This is a genomic window from Cellulosilyticum ruminicola JCM 14822 (assembly GCF_001311925.1).
GTDB lineage: Bacteria > Bacillota > Clostridia > Lachnospirales > Cellulosilyticaceae > Cellulosilyticum > Cellulosilyticum ruminicola.
This window is the reverse complement of sequence record NZ_BBCG01000043.1, coordinates 1-19,947: the sequence shown is the minus strand read 5'-3', so window position 1 is coordinate 19,947 and position 19,947 is coordinate 1. Positions and strand designations below refer to the sequence as shown.

19 protein-coding genes, 2 pseudogenes and 1 riboswitch are annotated in these 19,947 nt (G+C 34.0%); of the genes and pseudogenes, 20 read left to right on the top strand and 1 reads right to left on the bottom strand.

The annotated features are described in order from the left end of the window. Window positions 1–91: 91 nt before the first annotated feature. The 5 genes and pseudogenes from JCM14822_RS13035 (at window position 92) to JCM14822_RS13020 (ending at window position 6,786) form a co-directional block, all read left to right on the top strand. Window positions 92–3,289, top strand: a complete 3,198-nt coding sequence (locus JCM14822_RS13035; RefSeq protein WP_054742819.1) for a penicillin-binding transpeptidase domain-containing protein — start codon at window positions 92–94, stop codon at window positions 3,287–3,289. A 135-nt stretch (window positions 3,290–3,424) separates the two neighbouring features. Further along, window positions 3,425–3,679 (top strand): annotated as a pseudogene (locus JCM14822_RS13030) (nitrite/sulfite reductase); the annotation flags it as partial. 22 nt (window positions 3,680–3,701) lie between these two features. Then, window positions 3,702–3,839, top strand: a complete 138-nt coding sequence (locus JCM14822_RS20390; protein ID WP_157047757.1) for a hypothetical protein — start codon at window positions 3,702–3,704, stop codon at window positions 3,837–3,839. A 382-nt stretch (window positions 3,840–4,221) separates the two neighbouring features. After that, window positions 4,222–5,754 (top strand): class I adenylate-forming enzyme family protein, encoded by a 1,533-nt coding sequence (locus JCM14822_RS13025; protein ID WP_054742817.1) that lies wholly within the window; start codon window positions 4,222–4,224, stop codon window positions 5,752–5,754. A gap of 75 nt (window positions 5,755–5,829) precedes the next feature. Further along, window positions 5,830–6,786: a YybS family protein gene (locus JCM14822_RS13020; protein ID WP_054742816.1), complete on the top strand. Its 957-nt coding sequence runs from the start codon at window positions 5,830–5,832 to the stop codon at window positions 6,784–6,786. A gap of 77 nt (window positions 6,787–6,863) precedes the next feature. Here JCM14822_RS13020 and JCM14822_RS13015 read toward each other — a convergent pair whose 3' ends face one another. Beyond that, complete coding sequence (locus JCM14822_RS13015) at window positions 6,864–8,906, bottom strand: molybdopterin-dependent oxidoreductase (protein WP_054742815.1); 2,043 nt, start codon at window positions 8,904–8,906, stop codon at window positions 6,864–6,866. 173 nt (window positions 8,907–9,079) lie between these two features. Between JCM14822_RS13015 and JCM14822_RS13010 the strand changes: the two genes are divergently transcribed. The 15 genes and pseudogenes from JCM14822_RS13010 to JCM14822_RS20385 form a co-directional block, all read left to right on the top strand. After that, window positions 9,080–9,724, top strand: a complete 645-nt coding sequence (locus JCM14822_RS13010) for a site-2 protease family protein (protein WP_054742814.1) — start codon at window positions 9,080–9,082, stop codon at window positions 9,722–9,724. A gap of 81 nt (window positions 9,725–9,805) precedes the next feature. Beyond that, window positions 9,806–9,923, top strand: a riboswitch (FMN riboswitch). Between the two features lie 164 nt (window positions 9,924–10,087). Then, window positions 10,088–11,200, top strand: a pseudogene (gene ribD, locus JCM14822_RS13005) (bifunctional diaminohydroxyphosphoribosylaminopyrimidine deaminase/5-amino-6-(5-phosphoribosylamino)uracil reductase RibD). After that, window positions 11,182–11,343 carry a hypothetical protein gene (locus JCM14822_RS25395; protein ID WP_330377530.1) on the top strand — a complete coding sequence of 54 codons (162 nt, stop codon included), beginning with the start codon at window positions 11,182–11,184 and terminating at the stop codon, window positions 11,341–11,343. Before ribD ends, JCM14822_RS25395 begins: the two are co-directional and overlap by 19 nt. Window positions 11,344–11,365: 22 nt before the next feature. Further along, window positions 11,366–11,833 carry a riboflavin synthase gene (locus JCM14822_RS13000; protein WP_330377529.1) on the top strand — a complete coding sequence of 156 codons (468 nt, stop codon included), beginning with the start codon at window positions 11,366–11,368 and terminating at the stop codon, window positions 11,831–11,833. A gap of 11 nt (window positions 11,834–11,844) precedes the next feature. Beyond that, window positions 11,845–13,053 carry a bifunctional 3,4-dihydroxy-2-butanone-4-phosphate synthase/GTP cyclohydrolase II gene (locus JCM14822_RS12995; protein WP_054742813.1) on the top strand — a complete coding sequence of 403 codons (1,209 nt, stop codon included), beginning with the start codon at window positions 11,845–11,847 and terminating at the stop codon, window positions 13,051–13,053. A 33-nt stretch (window positions 13,054–13,086) separates the two neighbouring features. Further along, on the top strand, window positions 13,087–13,548 hold the full coding sequence (gene ribH / locus JCM14822_RS12990) for a 6,7-dimethyl-8-ribityllumazine synthase (protein WP_054742812.1): 462 nt from the start codon (window positions 13,087–13,089) through the stop codon (window positions 13,546–13,548). Window positions 13,549–13,757: 209 nt separating this feature from the next. After that, a complete protein-coding gene (locus JCM14822_RS12985) occupies window positions 13,758–14,099 on the top strand; it encodes a DUF2752 domain-containing protein (protein WP_054742811.1) in 342 nt (113 codons plus the stop codon). A gap of 58 nt (window positions 14,100–14,157) precedes the next feature. Then, the gene (locus JCM14822_RS12980; RefSeq protein WP_054742810.1) at window positions 14,158–14,337 is read left to right on the top strand and encodes a hypothetical protein; all 180 of its coding nucleotides are present in this window, start codon (window positions 14,158–14,160) and stop codon (window positions 14,335–14,337) included. 21 nt (window positions 14,338–14,358) lie between these two features. Beyond that, entirely contained in the window at window positions 14,359–14,625 is a 267-nt protein-coding gene (locus tag JCM14822_RS12975; protein ID WP_054742809.1) for a hypothetical protein, read from the top strand. A 62-nt stretch (window positions 14,626–14,687) separates the two neighbouring features. Continuing rightward, window positions 14,688–15,194, top strand: coding sequence for a hypothetical protein (locus tag JCM14822_RS12970; RefSeq protein WP_054742808.1), 507 nt, complete (start codon window positions 14,688–14,690; stop codon window positions 15,192–15,194). Between the two features lie 19 nt (window positions 15,195–15,213). Continuing rightward, on the top strand, window positions 15,214–16,656 hold the full coding sequence (locus JCM14822_RS12965; RefSeq protein ID WP_054742807.1) for a DEAD/DEAH box helicase: 1,443 nt from the start codon (window positions 15,214–15,216) through the stop codon (window positions 16,654–16,656). 230 nt (window positions 16,657–16,886) lie between these two features. Beyond that, window positions 16,887–17,384 carry a DUF6323 family protein gene (locus JCM14822_RS12960; RefSeq protein WP_054742806.1) on the top strand — a complete coding sequence of 166 codons (498 nt, stop codon included), beginning with the start codon at window positions 16,887–16,889 and terminating at the stop codon, window positions 17,382–17,384. After that, entirely contained in the window at window positions 17,374–18,750 is a 1,377-nt protein-coding gene (locus JCM14822_RS12955; protein ID WP_054742805.1) for a DUF6179 domain-containing protein, read from the top strand. The genes JCM14822_RS12960 and JCM14822_RS12955 overlap by 11 nt, the downstream gene beginning before the upstream one ends. A gap of 102 nt (window positions 18,751–18,852) precedes the next feature. Then, on the top strand, window positions 18,853–19,593 hold the full coding sequence (locus JCM14822_RS12950; RefSeq protein WP_054742804.1) for an NAD-dependent protein deacylase: 741 nt from the start codon (window positions 18,853–18,855) through the stop codon (window positions 19,591–19,593). Between the two features lie 142 nt (window positions 19,594–19,735). Continuing rightward, window positions 19,736–19,947, top strand: a 212-nt coding sequence (locus tag JCM14822_RS20385) for a hypothetical protein (protein WP_330377528.1), incomplete at its 3' end; no start/stop codon positions are given.

Sequence of the window (19,947 nt, the reverse complement as noted above, 5' to 3'; positions counted from 1 at the left end):
TAATTTCTCATAAAAACTTGAGGTTAGAGAAATAATCAGTTAAAATAAAAGGTATGATGTAAAAACATCTATGTAAGTGAGGAAGTGAAAAATGGGAAGAAATAAGTTAAATCCAAATAAGAGAAATTTTATTTCAGATAGATTAGTTTTCCTTGCAGGGATTTTTCTTTGTATGTACTTTGTACTTGTATTAAAGTTTTATAAACTACAAATAGTAGATCATGAGAGCTATGAACAAGATTTAAGGGCCAGTGTAGAACGTACAGTAGAAGTACCTGCTGCCCGTGGTAATATTTATGATAGATATGGAAAGCCTTTAGCAACGAATAAGCCAATCTATGTGCTTAAAGTTGATCCACAAGTTGATCTTAAAAAAGATAAGCTCAATGAAATTTTATTAAGTGTTGCAAGATTGTTAGAAGCTAATGCTGATACATATATTGATAATGTACCAATTACCAAAGAAGCACCTTTTAAATTTACAGGGGATGATGTAGCTAAGCGTTCGTTTATTACAAATTACTTACCTTATAATGATCAGAAACATAAATTAGAGTTATACGGTTATTCAGCAGAGCAGCTTATGAAATATATGCGTGATGATGTGTTTGTTTTAAGCAAAGAGTTAACAGATGAAGAAGCTAGAAAGATTATAGCAATGCGTCTTGAAATGTATCAGACTGCTTATCAAAAATATAAGAAGATTACAATTGCAGAGGGAATTTCAAGTCAAACTCTCGCTGCTATTGAAGAAAATAAAGAGAAATATCCAGGCATTATGGCGGAAGTGGAATCACAACGCTATTATGTTTATGGAAAAGAATTTGGAAATGTCTTAGGTTACACACGTAAGATTACAGCTAATCAATATGAATCTATGAAAGAGCAAGGATATGATCAAGATGACGTCATCGGACAAGGTGGCGTTGAAAGTAATATGGAAAAAGAGCTTCGTGGTGAAAAAGGTAAAAAACTCATTGAAGTAGATAATATGGGTCGTGAAGTATTTACCTTAGAAGAAGCAGATAATAAAGATGGTAATGATGTCTATTTAACAGTAGATGCGGATTTACAATTAGCTGCTTATAATGCCATCGAAAAGCAGCTTAGTTCAGCAATTGTACAGCGTTTAAGAGGTCAAGGGCGTGGCGTTATGGTATTAAGTGGAAGAGAAGTACTTGTCTCAATGGTAGATAACAATCAACTTAATTTAAGTGATATGCAAAAAGCACCAAAGGCTGAAATGCGTAGACAACTTTATGAAAAAGTAAAAGTAGATTACGATAAAGCAGTAGCAGTTTTAGAAGAAACTGAAAAAGGTTTGCCAGAAGAAGAAAAAACAAATCTTACAATTAAACAACATTTTTCAGATATGGTCAATGCAGATAATAGCGTCATTACAGACCGTGAGATTTTACTTGCCCTTAGTGAGCAAGGCAGTTTACAACTAAGTGAAGCACTTGTGAAACAGATTTGGAATGGTAGTTATCCATCAGTAGAATCTATTTTAATTCAAGAATATGAAGCTGGACGCTTAAAACCAGATCAAGCATCTGTGGCACCTTATAGTGGTTCAGCAGTTGTAGTAGATGTCAATACGGGGGAAACATTAGCTGTAGTAGGTTATCCATCTTATGACAGTAATGATATGACAGAGCACTTTAATCGTTACTACACAATGTATCATGATGGTGTAGACAGTAGAGACATGCTTTGGAACCGTGCTACAAGAACAACAATGGCACCAGGTTCTACCTTTAAAATGATTTCAGCCATTGCGGGTCTTGAAGAAGGTGTCATTACAAAAGATACAGTTATTAATGATACAGGGGTCTATACTCAAGCTGGTCAGCCTTATCCAAAATGTTGGATTTACACAAATAATGGATATGGACATGGGGCAGTGGATGTAGAACGTGCCCTTGAGGTATCTTGTAACTATTTCTTCTTCGATGTAGCTTACAGATTAGGTATGAAGTATGGTATGCCATATGGAGGTATTGATGCTTTAACAAAATATGTAAAAATGTTTGGGCTTGATAAAAAGACAAATATTGAATTAGAAGAAGAATCACCTAACGTTTCAACACCAAGTAACTTAGTAGAAACGAATACAACACGTGCATTCAATAATTTGAGACGTCTTGATGAAAACGGTAAAAAGGCATTATACAATGAAGTAGCGGGTTTCATTGAAACAGGTTTCTATCCATATTGCAATACATCAATTGGTGATATTGAAACACAAATTGATTACAAAACACAATATGACTTAAAGAAAAGTTTAGATACAGAGCTTGGCAATATATTAAGTTCTGAACTTAATAATATCTTTAGTAGAATGATGAATGATGTGGCTGAATCATTAGATGAGTCTCAATCATTAAAAGCACAAGAAGTAGTAAATAGTGTACTTGGCGATACAAGTGACCAGTCACTTAAATTAAAAACAAAAAATGAAGCTAATAAAGTGTTAAAAGAAACAGTGGCAGAAAACACACATCGTGCTATCTTAAAAGCGGTTAAGAAAATGCCAGAACAGCTTGTGACAGAAAGTTATTTAGCAGCTTATGAAAATGCTCTTGCAAATCTTTCACCAAATGAACAAGAAGTAAAAGTAGAACTTGAAAGCCGTATAACTTCACTTAAAAATAATAAACTAGATGTTTATAATTTAATTGTTGATAAAATCGAAACACGTATATTCGGTGTTTATTTAAATAATTACTTTGAAAAAGTAGATATGGAATTTACAACAGCTATTACAATTCGTACAGCCATTGGTCAAGGGAATAATGCATACTCACCAATTCAAATTGCCCGTTATATTGCAGGGCTTGCAAATGGTGAAACAGTATATGATTTAAGCGTGATTACTGGTATCTATGATAATAAAAAAGCAGATAATTATGTGGAGAACATCACTAAAGTGTATACGAAATTAGATCTTGCAGATAGTACACTAAATAGTGTTTATAAAGGGATGAAACGTGTAGTTGATGATACATCAGGTACAGCTAGTTCAGTATTTGCAGACTTCCCAATTGATATAGGGGCGAAAACAGGTACAGCTCAACAAGGTAAATATGAACACTCATGGTTCGTAGGCTTTGCACCATATGATAATCCACAAATTGCAATTGTTACAAGTATGTACGGTGCAAATGGTTTAGGATCTCATAATACAACTTTAGCTAGAAGAGTTTTAGAGGCTTATTTTGACCTTGAGCCATCAGACGTGCCAAAAGAAGAAACGAATACGAATGTAGGTACACATTTAGTCGAATAATAAAAATTTACGATACCTTATATTTAATGTATGAATTCATTAGATATAAGGTATTCTATTTATGAAAAAAAATATTAGGAGGCAAAGGATGGAAGGGTTAAAAGAGAAACTCTTAGCGAATATTATCCCTCAAAACAAGAAGGATTATATGCGTATTATTTTCATCCAGTAGGTGGACAGTTAAAAACAGATTTGATGGCAGAAATACTAGAGCTTATTCGTCCAATGAAGGATGTGTATTTTAGACTTTCTATGATAGAAGGTATGTATATTGTGAACCTTACAGGAAGTGAGGTAAAGAAAGTATATGAATTATTAGATGCACATAATGCTAGGATACGCTTAGAATGTAGTAGTTCTTACATTGGTGTGCCTATTTGCCTTAAATAGCCAAGCAGCTTTAAAACGTATTATGGATAAATTTAGAAGTGAAAACTTCAAAGAAGATATTATGCCTGCTGTGTATATTTCAGGCTGTCAAAATTCTTGTGGTGTACAGCAAATTGCACGTATCGGCTTTATGGGAAAGGTAAAACGTGTAGATGGATAAATATGTAATGCTTTTGAGCTTTTTTAGATGGAGATTGCAGTGTAGCTAAGACAAAACTAGGTGAAAGCTACGGGATGTTAAAGAAGAGCAGATTGGTGATTTATTATTTGAACTTGCAAAAGCTATACAAAATAGTGGCTTAGATTATGAAAGTTATGTTAAACAAAAAGCTGATAAAATGCAGGCAATTATTGAAAAATATATTGTATAAATGAGAAAAGGTAAGTGTTAGCGCTTACCTTTTTTATATGGTAACAATTTATTTCCTAATAAATAGTATTTTAAAAATGTTAAATTGTTTGACAATTAAAATAGTTAATGATACTCTTGTAAGAGATTAAGGGTGAAAAACAAAAAGAAATATATAGAGAGGGGAACAAGAATGCTTTGTATGGGAGATTTTTTTGATGAAGTTTGTGAAAAATTTAAAGATCGAGAATGCATTTACTTTCCAAGCACAGGGAGACATTATACATACGGTGAATTTCATGAGTATGTAACAGATATAGCAAAAGGATTAATTGCAATGGGACTCACACGTCAAGATCATATTGCGATTAAAGCAGTTAATTCACCGGAATGGATTGCGATAGAGATGGCAGCAACTAAAATAGGGGTAGTGCTTGTAATTTTAAATGCTAACTTAACATTACAGGAATTAGCGTATGCGGTAGACTTTGCAGAAGTAAAATATTTATTTACAGATAAACGCGAAGAAGATTTTCATTGTATTGTATTTGACGAGGATTTGGAAGATTTCATTGCTAAGGGAAGACGTGAAGTGGATGATGCACAGGTTAAAAAATGGCAGGATAATATTAAAAAAGAAGATACGGCATTTATAGAGTTTTCTTCTGGGACAACAAGCAATCCTAAAGCGATTATTAGTCCACAGTCATTGATTACATGGAATAGTATTCGTTTTGCAGAAAACTTACCATATAATCAAGATGATAATTTATTACTTTGCTTGCCACTTGCACATGCATTAGGTAATAGTTTAACGGTACTTTCGGTATTTTATTATGGTGCTAAAATGACAATTATTGAAGGCTTTGAAGTAACTAAGGTGCTTACTATGATTGAAAAAGAAAGATGTACGATTTTTCATGCGGTGCCTACTATGTTTATGTATCTTTTAAAACGTCATAAGAGTTTTGACACTAAATCATTACGAGCAGCACTTATTGGTGGTTCTATTGTTTCAAGAAATCTTATGGAAGCTATTAGAGATGAATTAGGGATTCCGGAGATTGTACAGATGTATGGACAAACAGAGGTATTGGATATTACACTTTCAACATTGGATGATCCAATGGATAAAAGAATGGGTACAGCAGGTAAAGCATTACCCGGTGTAGAAATCAAAGTAGTGGATCCAGAAACGAATTTAGAAGTACCGCGTGGTCAAAAAGGCGAATTAATGTTTAAAACACCATATTATTTTAATGGCTATATGCGTAATGAAAAGGCAACTAAGGAAACAATATGTGAAGATGGTTGGATTCATTCAGGAGATTATGCGATACAAGATGAAGCTGGGTATGTGACAATTTGTTCAAGACTTAAAGAACTCATTATCCGTGCAGGTGAAAATATTGCACCAAATGAAATAGAAAATGTACTTTTACAATTTCCAAGTATTAGAGAAGTAGCGGTTATTGGAGTGCCTGATGAGTTTAAAGGAGAAGAGATTGCAGCATTTGTTGTGACTAAGGAAATGATGAGCAAAGTAGAGCTTAAAAAATATTTGATGACTGTCTTAGCTAAACATAAAGTGCCTCGTTACATTTACTTTGTAGATAGTTTACCTAAGACAGGAAGTGGAAAGATTAGCAAATTCGCTTTAAAAGAACTTTATTTAAATAAATATGCACATAAAAAAATAGAACATTTTCATAAGATAGCAGAATAAATTGAAGCAGCCTATACATGAGTCCTTTATAAAAAGAATATAAAATGATAAGATAAGATCAGAATAGGTGAAAATATGGAGACTAGAAAGTTAACAAAAGCAGCAATTACATCAGCCTTACTTATTGTACTAAGTATTGTTTTTTGTAGTATAGGTATAGAAAATACATTTTATTTGCAATTTATAGTACCTATTGTAATTACCGTAGTTTATTTAACTTGTGGTTTTAAGTGGACCATACTAGCAGGGCTGAATACAATTGTGGTAATTATATTAGTACTAGGACGCATGACGGCAGGCGTTTGGCTTATTCAAAGCGTAATTGTTGGCAGCATTGTGGGTTACTTGTTATTAAGGGAGAGAGGTGTAATGGATGATATTTTGATTGGCGCATTAGTAGGGTGTCCAGTAATGCTGTTTATTGATTATTTTATTAAGATTTTAACGGGTGTAAGTGTATTAACAGGTATAAGTGTTTTGGAAGAGATAGGATTGGGAGATTTGATTGGCAATAAGGAATTAATAGAAGGCATGTATTATTTTGAGATTGCTTGTATTCCTATTGGAACTATTGTCCTTACATATGTAGGTGGGATGATTGTGGCAAAACATTTAAATCTATTAAATGCTCAAACAAAAATGAAGTATAAGATGATTAAAAATTTTTTAAGATATAAGCCGTATATGTATTGCTCGAAATCACTTGTTATAGGCGGCATGTTATATATTGTTATAAGTACAATACTGCCTGTAGGGCAAAATGTATATATCAAAGCTTTGTATATAAGTATGAAATATATTTTGATTTACTTCATATTGATGGATGCCATGGCTATTATTAGTTTTGGAATTTACCGCAAAACTGGTTCTGTGTTACTTAGTAATGGTGTAGGCATTGTGATTATCATATTATTAGTTAATTGGTTTAAGTGGAGTTTATATGGGATGATGCTCACTAGTTTAGTTATTGACTTTAAGATGAAGATTAGACAGAAACAAGCCCATATATTAAAATGTTTAGTGCAATATTAAAAGCTGCCAGTATATCAGATGTGTTTTTAAATGATGTACTAGCAGCTTTTTGCTTTTTAATAAGCTTAAATAAAATTTTAAGAAGGATTTTTTATAATTGAAACAAGGGTTTCATGATAAGCAACTTGTCCACCGATATCGGATTTGTGGGCATAAGTTAGTGTGTTTGGATTGCCATGTTTTTCCCACCAGCCTACATTCATCATCACTACTTTATTTGGAATAGCATCATCTATGATAAACTGTACAGTGATTTGACCGCATTTTGAAGTAAGGCTACCAGTTTCACCATCTGTAAGTTTGAAGTTTTTGGCTGTTTGCGGTGAAATATAAGCTTTAGAAGGACCTTTTTCATCCATCATATGTTGGCTGAATAATGTCTTTTTGCTATGAGTTGTTAAAAGACGTAATCCATTAGGTGTTGGTTGTGATATATAATCTGAAGGTGCATAAAGTTCGATTTTTTGTGTTTGTGTGTCGAAAATTAAGTTTTCCCAGGCAATAGTCTCATGGCATGTAAAATAATGTGTTTTTAAATAATCAATTGAAATCTCAGGTTCAAGTGTTTTTAATGGTTCTAAAACTTTATTTAAATAAGTTGATTTAGAAACTTGAGGATAAGCTGTAAGGCCTATTTCTTTAGCTAAGCTGGCAAAGAAGTAGTATTCATCCATTAGAGGATGAGCTGGCTGAACGGCTTGTTCATTATAAGTCATATATGGATTTGTCATAGAGCTATAAAGCAGGTCTTCACTTTCAAGAGAAGTAGTAGCTGGGATAATTAAATCACAAGCCCTAGCTGTATCTGTCATAAACTGCTCAAAGCATACTTTAAATTCAATTTGGGCAAAAGCCTTATTTAAAGCATTAAGATTGGATAACTGATTAAGTAAGTTACTTTTTGTGATGACTGCCATTTTTAAAGGTACATTGAAACTGCTTATAGACTCAGCATGTTTAGAAGCAGATGTGTGATTTAAGTTTGAGATGTAGACTTCCTTTGGCACAAAGACAGTGTTTTTAAAGTGTACCTTAGAAGTGAGACTTTCGGTGATAAAGGTGTGCAAATCACTGGTGTAAACATAACGGCTCTTATCATATTGGGCGCTGTTATAAGGATCACTATTAATACGGCTTGGGAAAACCTTATTAGCATAATTAATACCGCCACCGCTAAAGCCGATTTGACCAGTAATAGCACCTAAGGCATCAATAAGTCGAATTGTTGCACCACCGTTATAGTATTTTTGCAAACCATAGCCTAATAAGATAGTGACATGTTTTTGGGTATAATAATGCACTAATAGGGATAGTGTTTCTTCTGTTAAGTCACAATCTTTTAATAAAACTTGTAAATCTAAATCTTTCACAGTATTTCGATAAGTTTCAAAACCATGAACATAAGATTTGATATAATCCCCATCGAAAAGATTGTTTTCAATGATATATTTTCCCATAGCAAGGGCTAAGGCATAATCACCATTTGGTTTAATTTGAATAAAGTGATCAGCAATCTTGGCTGTACCGGTACGGATTGGATCGATGACAATAATAGGAATGCCTTGCTTTTTAGCTTTTTGAAGCATTTGCATTGTATGAATTGTTGTACTTTGAGGATTTTTACCCCATACAAAGATGGCTTTGCTATTTAGCATATCTTCTAAACTATGACTTCTGCTATCTCCAAAGTCGGCCTTTTGAGCCGCAATACCAGCGCTCCAACATGGACCGCCTTTTTGTTTGATAACCCCGCCATAGAAGTTAAAGAATAAATCACCGATGCTTTTTAAAAGACCACCATTACCGTATTGCTCATAATAAAGAATACTGTGGCTACCATAAGCTTTTTTATAAGTTATAAGTTTTTCGGCAGTTAAATGAAGGGCTTCTTCAAAAGATATTTCCTGAAAGGTGTCACCAACTTTTAAAAGTGGCATTTTTAAGCGTTCAGGATGATTTAAACGGTCTAAATGGGCGCGTCCTTTTGGACAGATAAATCCTTTTGTATAGGGATGTAAAGGGTCGCCCTCGATTTTTGTAACTTGGTTATTTGAGACATACACATTAAACTTACAACAATCAAAACAGTCTAATGTGCAGCCATGACTAATTTTTTTCATAAAAACTCCTTTGTAATGTGTGATGATAAAAGTTAAGATAATATGTGTTATATTATATAATCTATTATATTATAAAATATAATAGATTATAAGAAGAGAAATATATTATTTATAGTGTCTATATAATGTTATGTTACAATAAATGTATTAGTTAAGAATAGAGAGGGTATTCAATGAATGGTTTAGTTCAACAATTAATTTATAGTGTGCTGGCAGTACTTATTGCAATTTGTTTACATGAGTATGCCCATGGATTTGTGTCATATCTCATGGGTGATCCAACGCCTAAAAGAGGGGGGAGGCTTTCTTTAAATCCATTACATCATTTAGACCCAGTGGGGACGCTTTGTCTTATTTTCTTTCACTTTGGATGGGCAAAGCCAGTAATGGTAAATCCAAATTATTATAAAAATAAGAAATTAGGTATGGCTTTTGTAGGGATAGCAGGACCACTTACTAACTTTATCATTGCTTTTTTTAGTATGTTAGGTATGGGTATTATTGTGAAGCAAACAGGGGGATATGCAGGCGATGTAATAGTTTATATCTTTACATTTTTAAATTACTTAGCCATTATTAATATTGGTCTTGGCAGCTTCAACCTTATCCCATTTCCACCGTTAGATGGCGCTAAGATTGTTGGTGCCTTATTATCAGAAGATAAATATTTTTCTTTTATGCGCTATGAACGTTATGGACAAGGTATTTTAATGTTACTACTTGTAACAAACATATTAGATAAGCCATTAGATTTTATACACAGTGGGATTACAAATGGTATATGGTATATGGTAGGTACTATTTTAAGTATAGCTTAAATTAGAAAGATGAATTTTGGCACTAATTTTAAAAAATATATTGACAAATCAAAAGCCCGTTATTATACTGTGGTTAATTAAATAAGTCTTCAGGGCAGGGTGAAATTCCCTACCGGCGGTAAAGCCCGCGAGCCTTAAAAGAGGCTGATTCGGTGAAATTCCGAAGCCGACAGTAAAGTCTGGATGAAAGAAGCAAATAAATGAGATTAATGAAGCTCTGAAATATTATTATTTCAGGGCTTTTTATAGTTGATATCTAAATAATAGATAGTGCCTATAAAATTAATTTTATAAATGATTACCTGAAGCCTTATGATAGGGCTTTTTTTATACCTAAATATAGATTATAGAAGGGGTGAAAATATGGATCAATATTATATGACGAAGGCCTTAGAGTTAGCAAAAAGGGAAGAGGGAAGTTAATCCTAATCCTATGGTAGGAGCAGTGATTGTGAAGAATGGCAAAATTATAGGAGAAGGATATCATATGGCTTATGGCCAGGCCCATGCAGAAGTCAATGCTTTTACAAGTTGTAAAGAAGTGCAGAAGGGGCAACTTTATATGTGACTTTAGAGCCATGTAGCCATTATGGGAAGACACCACCTTGTGTAGACTTAGTGATTAAAGAAAAGGTAGGGCGTGTCGTTATCGGCAACTTAGACCCTAATCCGTTAGTGGCAGGCAGAGGTATTAAAAAATTAGAGGAGCATGGGATTTCGGTAACAGTAGGGGTGTTAGCAGAAGAATGCATGGGACTTAATGAAGTGTTTATGAAATACATTGTACAAAAAGAACCATTTGTGGCCATGAAAACAGCCATGACCTTAGATGGAAAAATTGCTACAGCCACAGGGCAGTCCAAGTGGATTACAGGAGAAGCTGCAAGGAAAGAAGTTCATGAGCTAAGAAATACTTTCATGGGCATTATGATAGGCAGTGGGACAGTACTTAAGGATAATCCATATTTAACTTGCCGTTTAGAAGGGGGAAGAAATCCTATTCCTATTGTAGTAGATAGCAGATTACGTATGCCTCTTACGAGTCATTTAGTAGAAAAGGCATCAGAGAATAAATTAATTGTAGCTACTTTAGCATCAGCTGATCCGGTGCAAAAGGAAGCACTCAGACAAAAATGGGTAAATGTTATTGAGGTGGAAGCTGTAAATGGTCATGTGAATTTAAAAACACTAATGAAGCGTTTGGGGGAATTGGGGATTGATGGTATTTTATTGGAGGGAGGCAGTACTTTAAATGAGGCTGCTATAAAAGCTGGGGTTGTAGACCGGATAATAAGTTATATTAGTCCTAAGTTAGTAGGTGGAGAAAGGGCGAAAACACCTATAGGTGGAGAAGGTATAGGAAGTTTAGAGAAAGCAGTGTTACTTGAAGCTTTAGAAATTCATGAGATTGGGAAAGATTTTTGTATTACAGGCAAAGTAAAAAAGGAGGAGGGTGCATGTTTACAGGAATCGTAGAAGAAATGGGCACAGTTATAGAAGTGCAAAAAGCAGCTAAATCTATTAAGATGCGTATTCAAGGTAAAGTCGTTTTAGAAGATATCAAACTTGGCGATAGCATTTGTACCAATGGCGTATGTCTAACCGTAACGAAACTTTAAAGATAGTTTTGAAGTAGATGTAATGCCTGAAACCGTTTCAAAAAGTAATTTAAAAGATTTAAAGAAAGGCAGTTTAGTCCATTTAGAACGTGCTTTAACCCTTCAAAGCAGATTAGGTGGGCATATGGTCAGTGGCCATATTGATGGCACAGGAGAAATTAAAGCGATTACAAAAGATGAAAATGCCACATGGCTTACTATTGCAGCATCTGAGGATTTGTTAAAATATATAATTTATAAAGGGTCTATTGCTATAGATGGAGTGAGCTTAACAATTGCCCAGCTGGGAGATGAGGATTTTAAAGTGTCACTCATTCCTCACACAGGTAGTTATACCCATTTATTACATAAGAAAATCGGAGAGACAGTGAATTTAGAATGTGATGCAGTTGGGAAATACGTAGAACGCTTGATGAAATTTCATACAAAGGAAAAGCCAAGGAAGAGTGCATTAACAAAAGATTTTTTAGCTAAATATGACTTTTTGTAGGAGGGATTGTGATGAACACACATGGTTTTGCAAGTATAGAGGAAGCAATAAATGATTTAAAAAAAGGTAAGATGCTCATTGTAGTAGATGATATGGGACGGGAAAATGAAGGGGACTTACTCATGGTAGCAGAAATGGTTACCCCGCAAGCTATTAATTTTATGGCCACTCATGGAAAGGGACTTATTTGTATGCCAATTAGCAGTGACTATGCTAAAGCATTAAATTTAAAGCCTATGGTAGAGATTAATACAGATAATCATGAAACAGCTTTTACCATATCTATTGATTACAAAGAAACAACAACAGGTATTTCAGCTTTTGAGAGAGCTATGACAGTGGCTAACGTTTTTAAAGAAGGCGTTAAGGCTGAAGACTTTAGAAGACCAGGACATATGTTTCCACTGATTGCAAAGGATGGCGGTGTATTAGAAAGACAGGGGCATACAGAAGCAGCAATAGATTTAGCAAGACTTGCAGGATTTAAAGCTGGCGGCGTTATTTGTGAAATTATGAAAGAAGATGGTATGATGGCTAGAAGAGATGATTTGATAGCTTTTGCTAAGGCACATGATTTAAAAATGATTACAATTGAAGATTTAATTTGCTATCGTAAAATTCATGATAACTGGGTAGAAGAAGTGGTGGACATTAATTTACCAACGGCTTATGGGGATTTTAAAGCATATGGATTTGTAGATAAGATTACAGGAAAAGAACATATGGCTCTTGTAAAAGGTAATATTAAAAGTGCAGATGAAGTGCTTGTAAGAATGCATTCTGAATGTCTTACAGGGGATGTATTAGGTAGTCAAAAATGTGACTGCGGCGAGCAGCTTAGGGCAGGACTTAAACAAATTGAAAAGGAAGGCTGTGGTATCTTACTTTATTTACGTCAAGAAGGCCGTGGCATTGGGCTTATGAATAAATTAAAAGCTTACAAATTACAAGAACAAGGTATGGATACTGTAGAGGCTAATTTACATTTAGGCTTTAAAGATGATTTAAGAGATTACGCTATAGGGGCAAAAATTTTACATATGTTAGGAGTAAAAAAGATAAGATTACTTACTAATAATCCACGTAAAATTTCAGGGCTTAAGGCATATGATATAGAAGTTACAAGTCGGGAACCTTTAGAATTACCAACTAATAAAAATAATATCTTTTATATGCGCACAAAGCGTGAAAAGTTAGAGCACATTTTAAATATGAAATAAATTTTTATAAGATACATTAAGGGGGCATTTAAGATGAATAAAATAGAAGGCAATTTAGTAGCGGAAGGATTAAAAATAGGAATTATAGCAGCCAGATTTAATGAGTTTATCGTAGGAAAATTAGTAGGTGGTGCTTTAGATAGTTTAATAAGACATGGAGTAAAAGAGGAAGATATTGACTTAGTTTGGGTGCCAGGCGCTTTTGAGATTCCACTTGTGGCTAAAAAAATGGCACAAAATGAAAAATACGATGCAGTGATTTGTTTAGGTGCAGTTATTCGCGGGGCAACACCTCATTTTGACTATGTATGTGCCGAAGCATCTAAGGGCATTGCCTCTGTTTCATTAGAAACACAAAAACCAGTAATCTTTAGTATTTTAACAACAGAAAATATTGAGCAAGCTATTGAAAGAGCTGGTACTAAAGCAGGTAATAAAGGTTATGATGGGGCTGTAAGTGCCATTGAAATGGCTAACTTATTAAAGAAACTTTAATAGGTTAAGGGGTTAATAGACTAATAGGTTTATGAAATAGAGTATAAAAGCTAAGAAAGTAGATCAAAGAGCATACGAACTTTCTTAGCTTTTTATATTTCATAGGCAAGAAGAGTATGTTAAAATAGCTTATATCAATACTACGTTTAATAGGGCCCGGCTAACTTAGCTGAGCAAATCAACTAATTATAGCTTTAAGGAGAACATGAATGGAGAGAATGATGAAGCGGCTTAGAATATTAGGGATGATGATTTTATGTGCTTTGGTATATATTGTCATTCAAAGCCTATGGCCTATAGGATGTCCTATTAAGTATTTATGGCATATACCTTGTCCTGGTTGTGGGATGACGCGGGCATGGCGCAGTGTAATGCATGGGGATTTAAAAACTGCTTTTTATTTTCATCCTTTGTTTTTTACTGTACCTTTTATGGCAGGAATGCTTATATGGGAGGATTTATTTACTATAAGATTAAAAAAAAGATTTTGGGGTGTTATTTTAGTTTTATATCTAGCAACATATGGTATGCGTCTTATAAACTGTTTCTAGACAGGTAAAAGGGAGATGGCAATATAAAAATGCAGAATCTAGTGAGCTGTATATAGCAATGAATAAAGTGGGCGGTGTACTGACAATAATTGTGGGAGTTGGTTTGATCTTTTATGAAATAGGCAGTGGTGTGGGCGGATTAGGACAGGCCAAGCAAATAAGTAAAAGGCTTGAAAGCGTTAATATTCAAGAAGTAACTTATGTGGGGCAAAAGCAAGAAACATTTACGTCACAGTAAGTAGAAGAATTTACCGATATTATGGCACATGTGAGCCTAACCCAAAAGGAACACCAGTCATGGAGTGGTAATGGTTTTAGAGAATTAAGGATTAAATTTTTAGATAATCAAACAGGGATTATAGAATCTGAAGGTTATGATACCTATAAATTTTATATACTAGAAACAGAAAGCTATGACGATCATTCTTATAGCCGTATTATATATGGCAAGTCTTATATCCTACGTATTTCAGGCTTAACTGAATGGCTTCATAAAAACTTTGACAAAAACCATCAGCAAGATTAGCATTTTGTCAAAATAAGGGTATAATATAAAGGAAAATGTTTAAGTAAGTTGGAGGATTAAAAATGACAGACAATACAAAAGGTGAACTAGAAGTATTAGCTTTTGATGAAGATATTTATGATTTAGATGGGATTATTAGACTGGCAGATAGTGAAGATGCAGCTTTAATTTTTACATTTGAAGATGAAGACGATGATAGGCACTATATGAACCGTTATGATATTTTAGAGTGTAATGAAGGGACAGAGCGTATGCTTCGCCGCATTCATCGTTATTTAGAAAGTGACGAAATAAATGGGGTATTCATTTCATTTGCAGTAGCTTATGAAGGACGCCTTAATATATTAAATGGTCAAAGTATGCCAGTAGATGACATTGACCTTGGTGAATTAGACCTTGGTGAAAATGTGATTTACGGTATGCTTATTAGACAATGTGACGGCGAGTATATCTTTGATGAAATGGTTTATATTGATGGTGGGAATAAATCACATTCATGGGCTGAAAAAGTCATTGATGCTGGTGAGCTCACTTACATGATGAAAGATATGATTATGCAATTTAGCTAAAAGATAAAGGAAGAAGCAAATGGATTTTAAAGATTATCATTTAAAAGAGGGACTTTTAAAAGCCCTTGAGCTTTTAGAATATACAAAGCCCACCAAGGTGCAAGAAGCGGTTCTTCCAAGCATTTTAGAAGGCAAAGATATTATTGTAAAATCACAAACAGGTAGTGGGAAAACGGCTGCTTTTGCCATTCCAATTTGCGAGAAGATCAATTGGGAAGAAAATAAAGTACAAGCACTTGTTTTAACACCTACTAGAGAGCTGGCTATGCAAGTTGGAGAAGACTTCTTTAATATTGGGCGTTTTGAACGTATGAAAATTGTTTCTTTATATGGAAAAGCACCTTTTCATATTCAGCAAAAAGCTCTTAAACAAAAAACACATATTGTGGTCGGTACGCCGGGACGTGTGTTAGATCATTTAAAACGTGGCAGTTTAGAAGCTACAGGCATTAACATGCTTGTCATTGATGAAACTGATGAGATGTTACGTATGGGCTTTATTAAGCAAGTAGAGGAGATTATTGCTTTTTTACCAGAAGAGAAACAAACTTTATTATTCTCAGCAACTATTGCGCCAGATATTGAAGAACTATGTAGCAAATATATGGCTCATCCTAAGATGATTGAGATTAAAAATCAAAAGTTAACAGCAGACAAAGTCTGTGAAGCTTGCTATGAAGTTGGTGAAAAAGAAAAGCTGCAAGTCTTTATGGATTTAATGGTGGTTGAAAGGCCAGAAAGCTGTATGATTTTTGCCAATACAAAAGAGCAAGTAGAAAACGTTTATGAGATGCTAAAAGCGCATCATTATCCTGTGCAAAGATTACATGGGGGCATGGAGCAAAAAGACCGTTTTGCAATCATGTCTGATTTTAGAAAAGGACGTTTCCGCTATTTAGTAGCCACAGATGTAGCAGCAAGAGGGATTGATATTGATCACATTACCCATGTAGTCAATATAGATGTGCCTGAGAATAAGGAAAATTACGTGCATCGCATTGGCCGTACAGGCAGGGGCGGACGCAGTGGAAAATCGATGCTCCTTGTAACGGAAAGAGAAAAGTTTTTCTTAAAAGAAATTGAAAACTATATTGGACATATGATTCCAATGTGTGAAAAACCAAAGCATGAGGAGGTTGCAGCCCATCAGGAAGATTTCACAGCTAAGATGGAAACACCCATGGAAAATGTGACTTTAAAAGGTGAAAAATTAAGTCAAGATATTTTAAAGCTACACATTAATGCGGGGAAGAAAACAAAAATGCGTCCTGTAGATATTGTAGGCACACTTTGTAATTTAAAAGGGATGAGCGCAGCTGACATTGGGATTATTAATATCCAAGATATTTCAACCTTTGTAGAGATTTTAAATAATAAGGGTGAAAGTGTTTATGAGCAGCTTCAGAAGACGCCGATTAAAGGACGACTTAGAAAAGTAAGCAAAGTGGATATTAATCGTTAACTAAAAAGTTAGCAGTAGAAACTGCATGAATATATCCGAGATATAAAAAAGAAAGAGGTCTTGTAAAATAAAATTTACAAGACCTCTTTTTTGTGTGCCATTTATTGAAAGCATAATTAGATTATGCTATAATACATTATAAAAACTAATTTTAATTTTTACTTTTATTTCAGTATAACACAAAAAATAAAATTTGTCAAGGTATAATTTTAGGAGGCGTTTAATTGAAAATGGAAAAACAACAATCTTTTTTACCACAGGCAATTATTTCTCAAATTAATAAGACGGAACTTATGGCATGTAATGATTATACGAAGAAATATGGCTTATTGCTTACAGAAGAAGAGACGATGCAAATCTTAGAAAGACGTAAAACATCATTACAAAGTTATGGACGTATTGAAATTGGCGGGGGAATGCTTGATAAACTCATTAAAGAATTTTGTGATAGTCCATATTTAAATTCTCAGAACTATGCTAGTACCATAGCAGAATTAACGGAGCTTTTTTATTACTTTAAAAATGAGGCATTAGATAAACTAAGTGATGAGGAACTCTTAAAGATTATGCATATGTATTTTGATGGTCCTTGTGGTGGATCTTTAGAATTACTGGGGCAAAGTGCCTTAGAACAAATGACAAGGCATGTCCGTTATGGGGAAGCGGAATATACTAAATTAGAGGAACGCGGCGAACTTTATATGGGAGATGATTTAAATGAATACTAGTTTAACTAAAGCATCTAGAATGGATAGGAGCAGGATTTTAAGTCATAACTATACGCAAACTTATATTGAAGAAGCAGCAAGAGTAGGCTTATTAACACCTTTAGATGTCACTAACTTACAGCTTAGCCTTGTAAAATTATTAGAAAGGCAGATTCAACGTTATACAAGATTTGAAAGCAGTTCGGTAAAGGTAGAAACAGCAGAAGGGTTAATGCGTTCTATCTTATATGCCTTGGATGTTAGATTGAAACAATTAAAAGGAGAAATAGAAGAAGGTGTTACACTATTAAAGGAGAAAACACTAGAAACCCTTTTTATAGAAGGGTTCAATCTGATTAACGAAAAATTTAATAAATGTAAGACATATTTTCAAAAAGTGAAGGAAACACGTTTGAAAGTAGATAATTATGCTTATAATGATACAATGGAGTATGCTTTTACGGAGTTCTTTGGCTTTTATGAAGCGGAGTTTAGTTATCAAAGCCCTATGCCAGATATTGATTATCCTTTATGCATTGATGATATGCAGGAGGAAAATACGGATTACATCTATATGTATTTAAAAAAGCTATATCATGAAAATCTGTTTTGCAATAGTTTCCCTGTGGCGGAAATTCAGACCCTTTTAGATAGCAGTCATCCTCATCAAAGTGAAATGCTTATTAACATTTTTGAGTATGTGCTTATTAATGCTATAGGCAGACAGTTAGCCAATAAAGATCTAAAGCATTTAGAACTTAGTGAAGGAGATTGCCAGTCGCTGCAAATGCAATTTGAAACACAATTAGATATTCAAATGCTTGTTGAAGAAGCTGTCAATGAAATCATAAAGTCGCTGCATGTTGTAGGCTTTTTAAAACACTATATGTTAGAAGCCCTCCCACCTATAGTGAAACGTATTAAAGCCAATGTGGAAAATGACACATTAAATCAAATCTTTATCCCATTTAAACTAGGGACAAAAGTGGAAAAGGTACATTTCACAGATGGAGAGAGTTTGGAGGATGAACGTTTTAAAAAGATGATAGAAGCTGTATGCAGCAGCCAGTTGGTTGTAGAGAAACTTATGATTTTCAAAGAAAATGTGCATAGTCTTAAAGATACTATTGATTTCTTAGAAGCTGAGTGCTTATTTGGCAAAGAGTATAGAGCCTTATATAAAAGCTTATCCCTTCCAGAAATTAGCTTGCTTTTGAAATATACGAGTATTTCAGATGAACAAAGTTTCAAAACTCATTTACAGGAAGTGCAGAATGATAAAAGTTTATTAAAACCCTGGGAAATGGAACTTGTTTATTTTTTAGCTAATAAAGAAGCAGCTCAAAGAGCGCAACTTTGGCTTGTAGTACAAAATATTAATGTATAAAATAGCCCAGCTTAAACTTCATATAGGAGCAAATACAATATGCTATAATAAGAAAGAATTTAAAATGAAATATTAAAAGATAAAGATTGTGGAGATGATTGCATGAATGAAAAAATGAAACAGTTAGTAGATATTTTAAAAGAAAGTCAGCGTATTGTATTTTTTGGCGGAGCAGGAGTATCAACAGCTTCAAATATTCCAGACTTTAGGAGTGCAAGTGGCTTATTTAATGAAAAGCTTAATCGCACATTTACACCAGAACAACTTGTATCGCATACATTTTTTATGCGTTATCCAGAAGACTTTTATGCTTTTTATAAAGATAAGTTAGTGTATCCTAAGGCGAAACCTAATCCATGTCATATAGCTCTTGCAAAACTAGAAAAAATGGGAAAACTTACAGCAGTTGTGACACAAAATATTGATGGTTTACATCAAATGGCTGGCAGTAAAAAAGTATATGAATTACATGGCTCAGTACATCGTAATTATTGTATGGATTGTCATGTTTTTTATGATGCAGAGTATATTTTACAAAGTCCAGGGATTCCAAAATGTGAAAAATGTGGAGGCACAGTGAAACCGGATGTCGTTTTATATGAAGAAGGTTTAGATGATGAGGTGATTTCAGGGGCTATTAGAGCTATTAGTGAAGCAGATACTTTAATTATTGGCGGTACTTCACTTGTGGTATATCCTGCAGCAGGGCTTATTCAATATTTTAATGGTAAAAATTTAATTTTAATTAATAAAAGTCAAACTTCAGCAGATGGTAAAGCAGATTTAGTGATTAATGAGGATATTGCTAAGGTGCTAAGTGAAGCTGTCAATGAATTGATATAAAAACAAGTTGAATTGTAAGGGAGAAGGATGATGAAGTAAAGAGTGTGTCACACCACAGAAGGTGAATAAACGTTAAGCGTAAAGAAAATAAGGAGCTTATTATGAAAAAATCAATTGGTAGCGATGGATTAGTATATTTGTAATGTTTTTACTAGTTGCTTCAGCTATATTCTTAATACTAGGAATCATTTTGGCACCAGTATTAGGTGGCGATACAAATGGGATGTATGATCGTCCCCAAAGTGAGTATGTACTGATGCTGGTGCAGTGCATTTTAGGCGTTATTGCTATGCTTATGCCAAATGTGATTAGTAGGAAGTTTAGATTACATATGCTATTTTTATATACTTACGA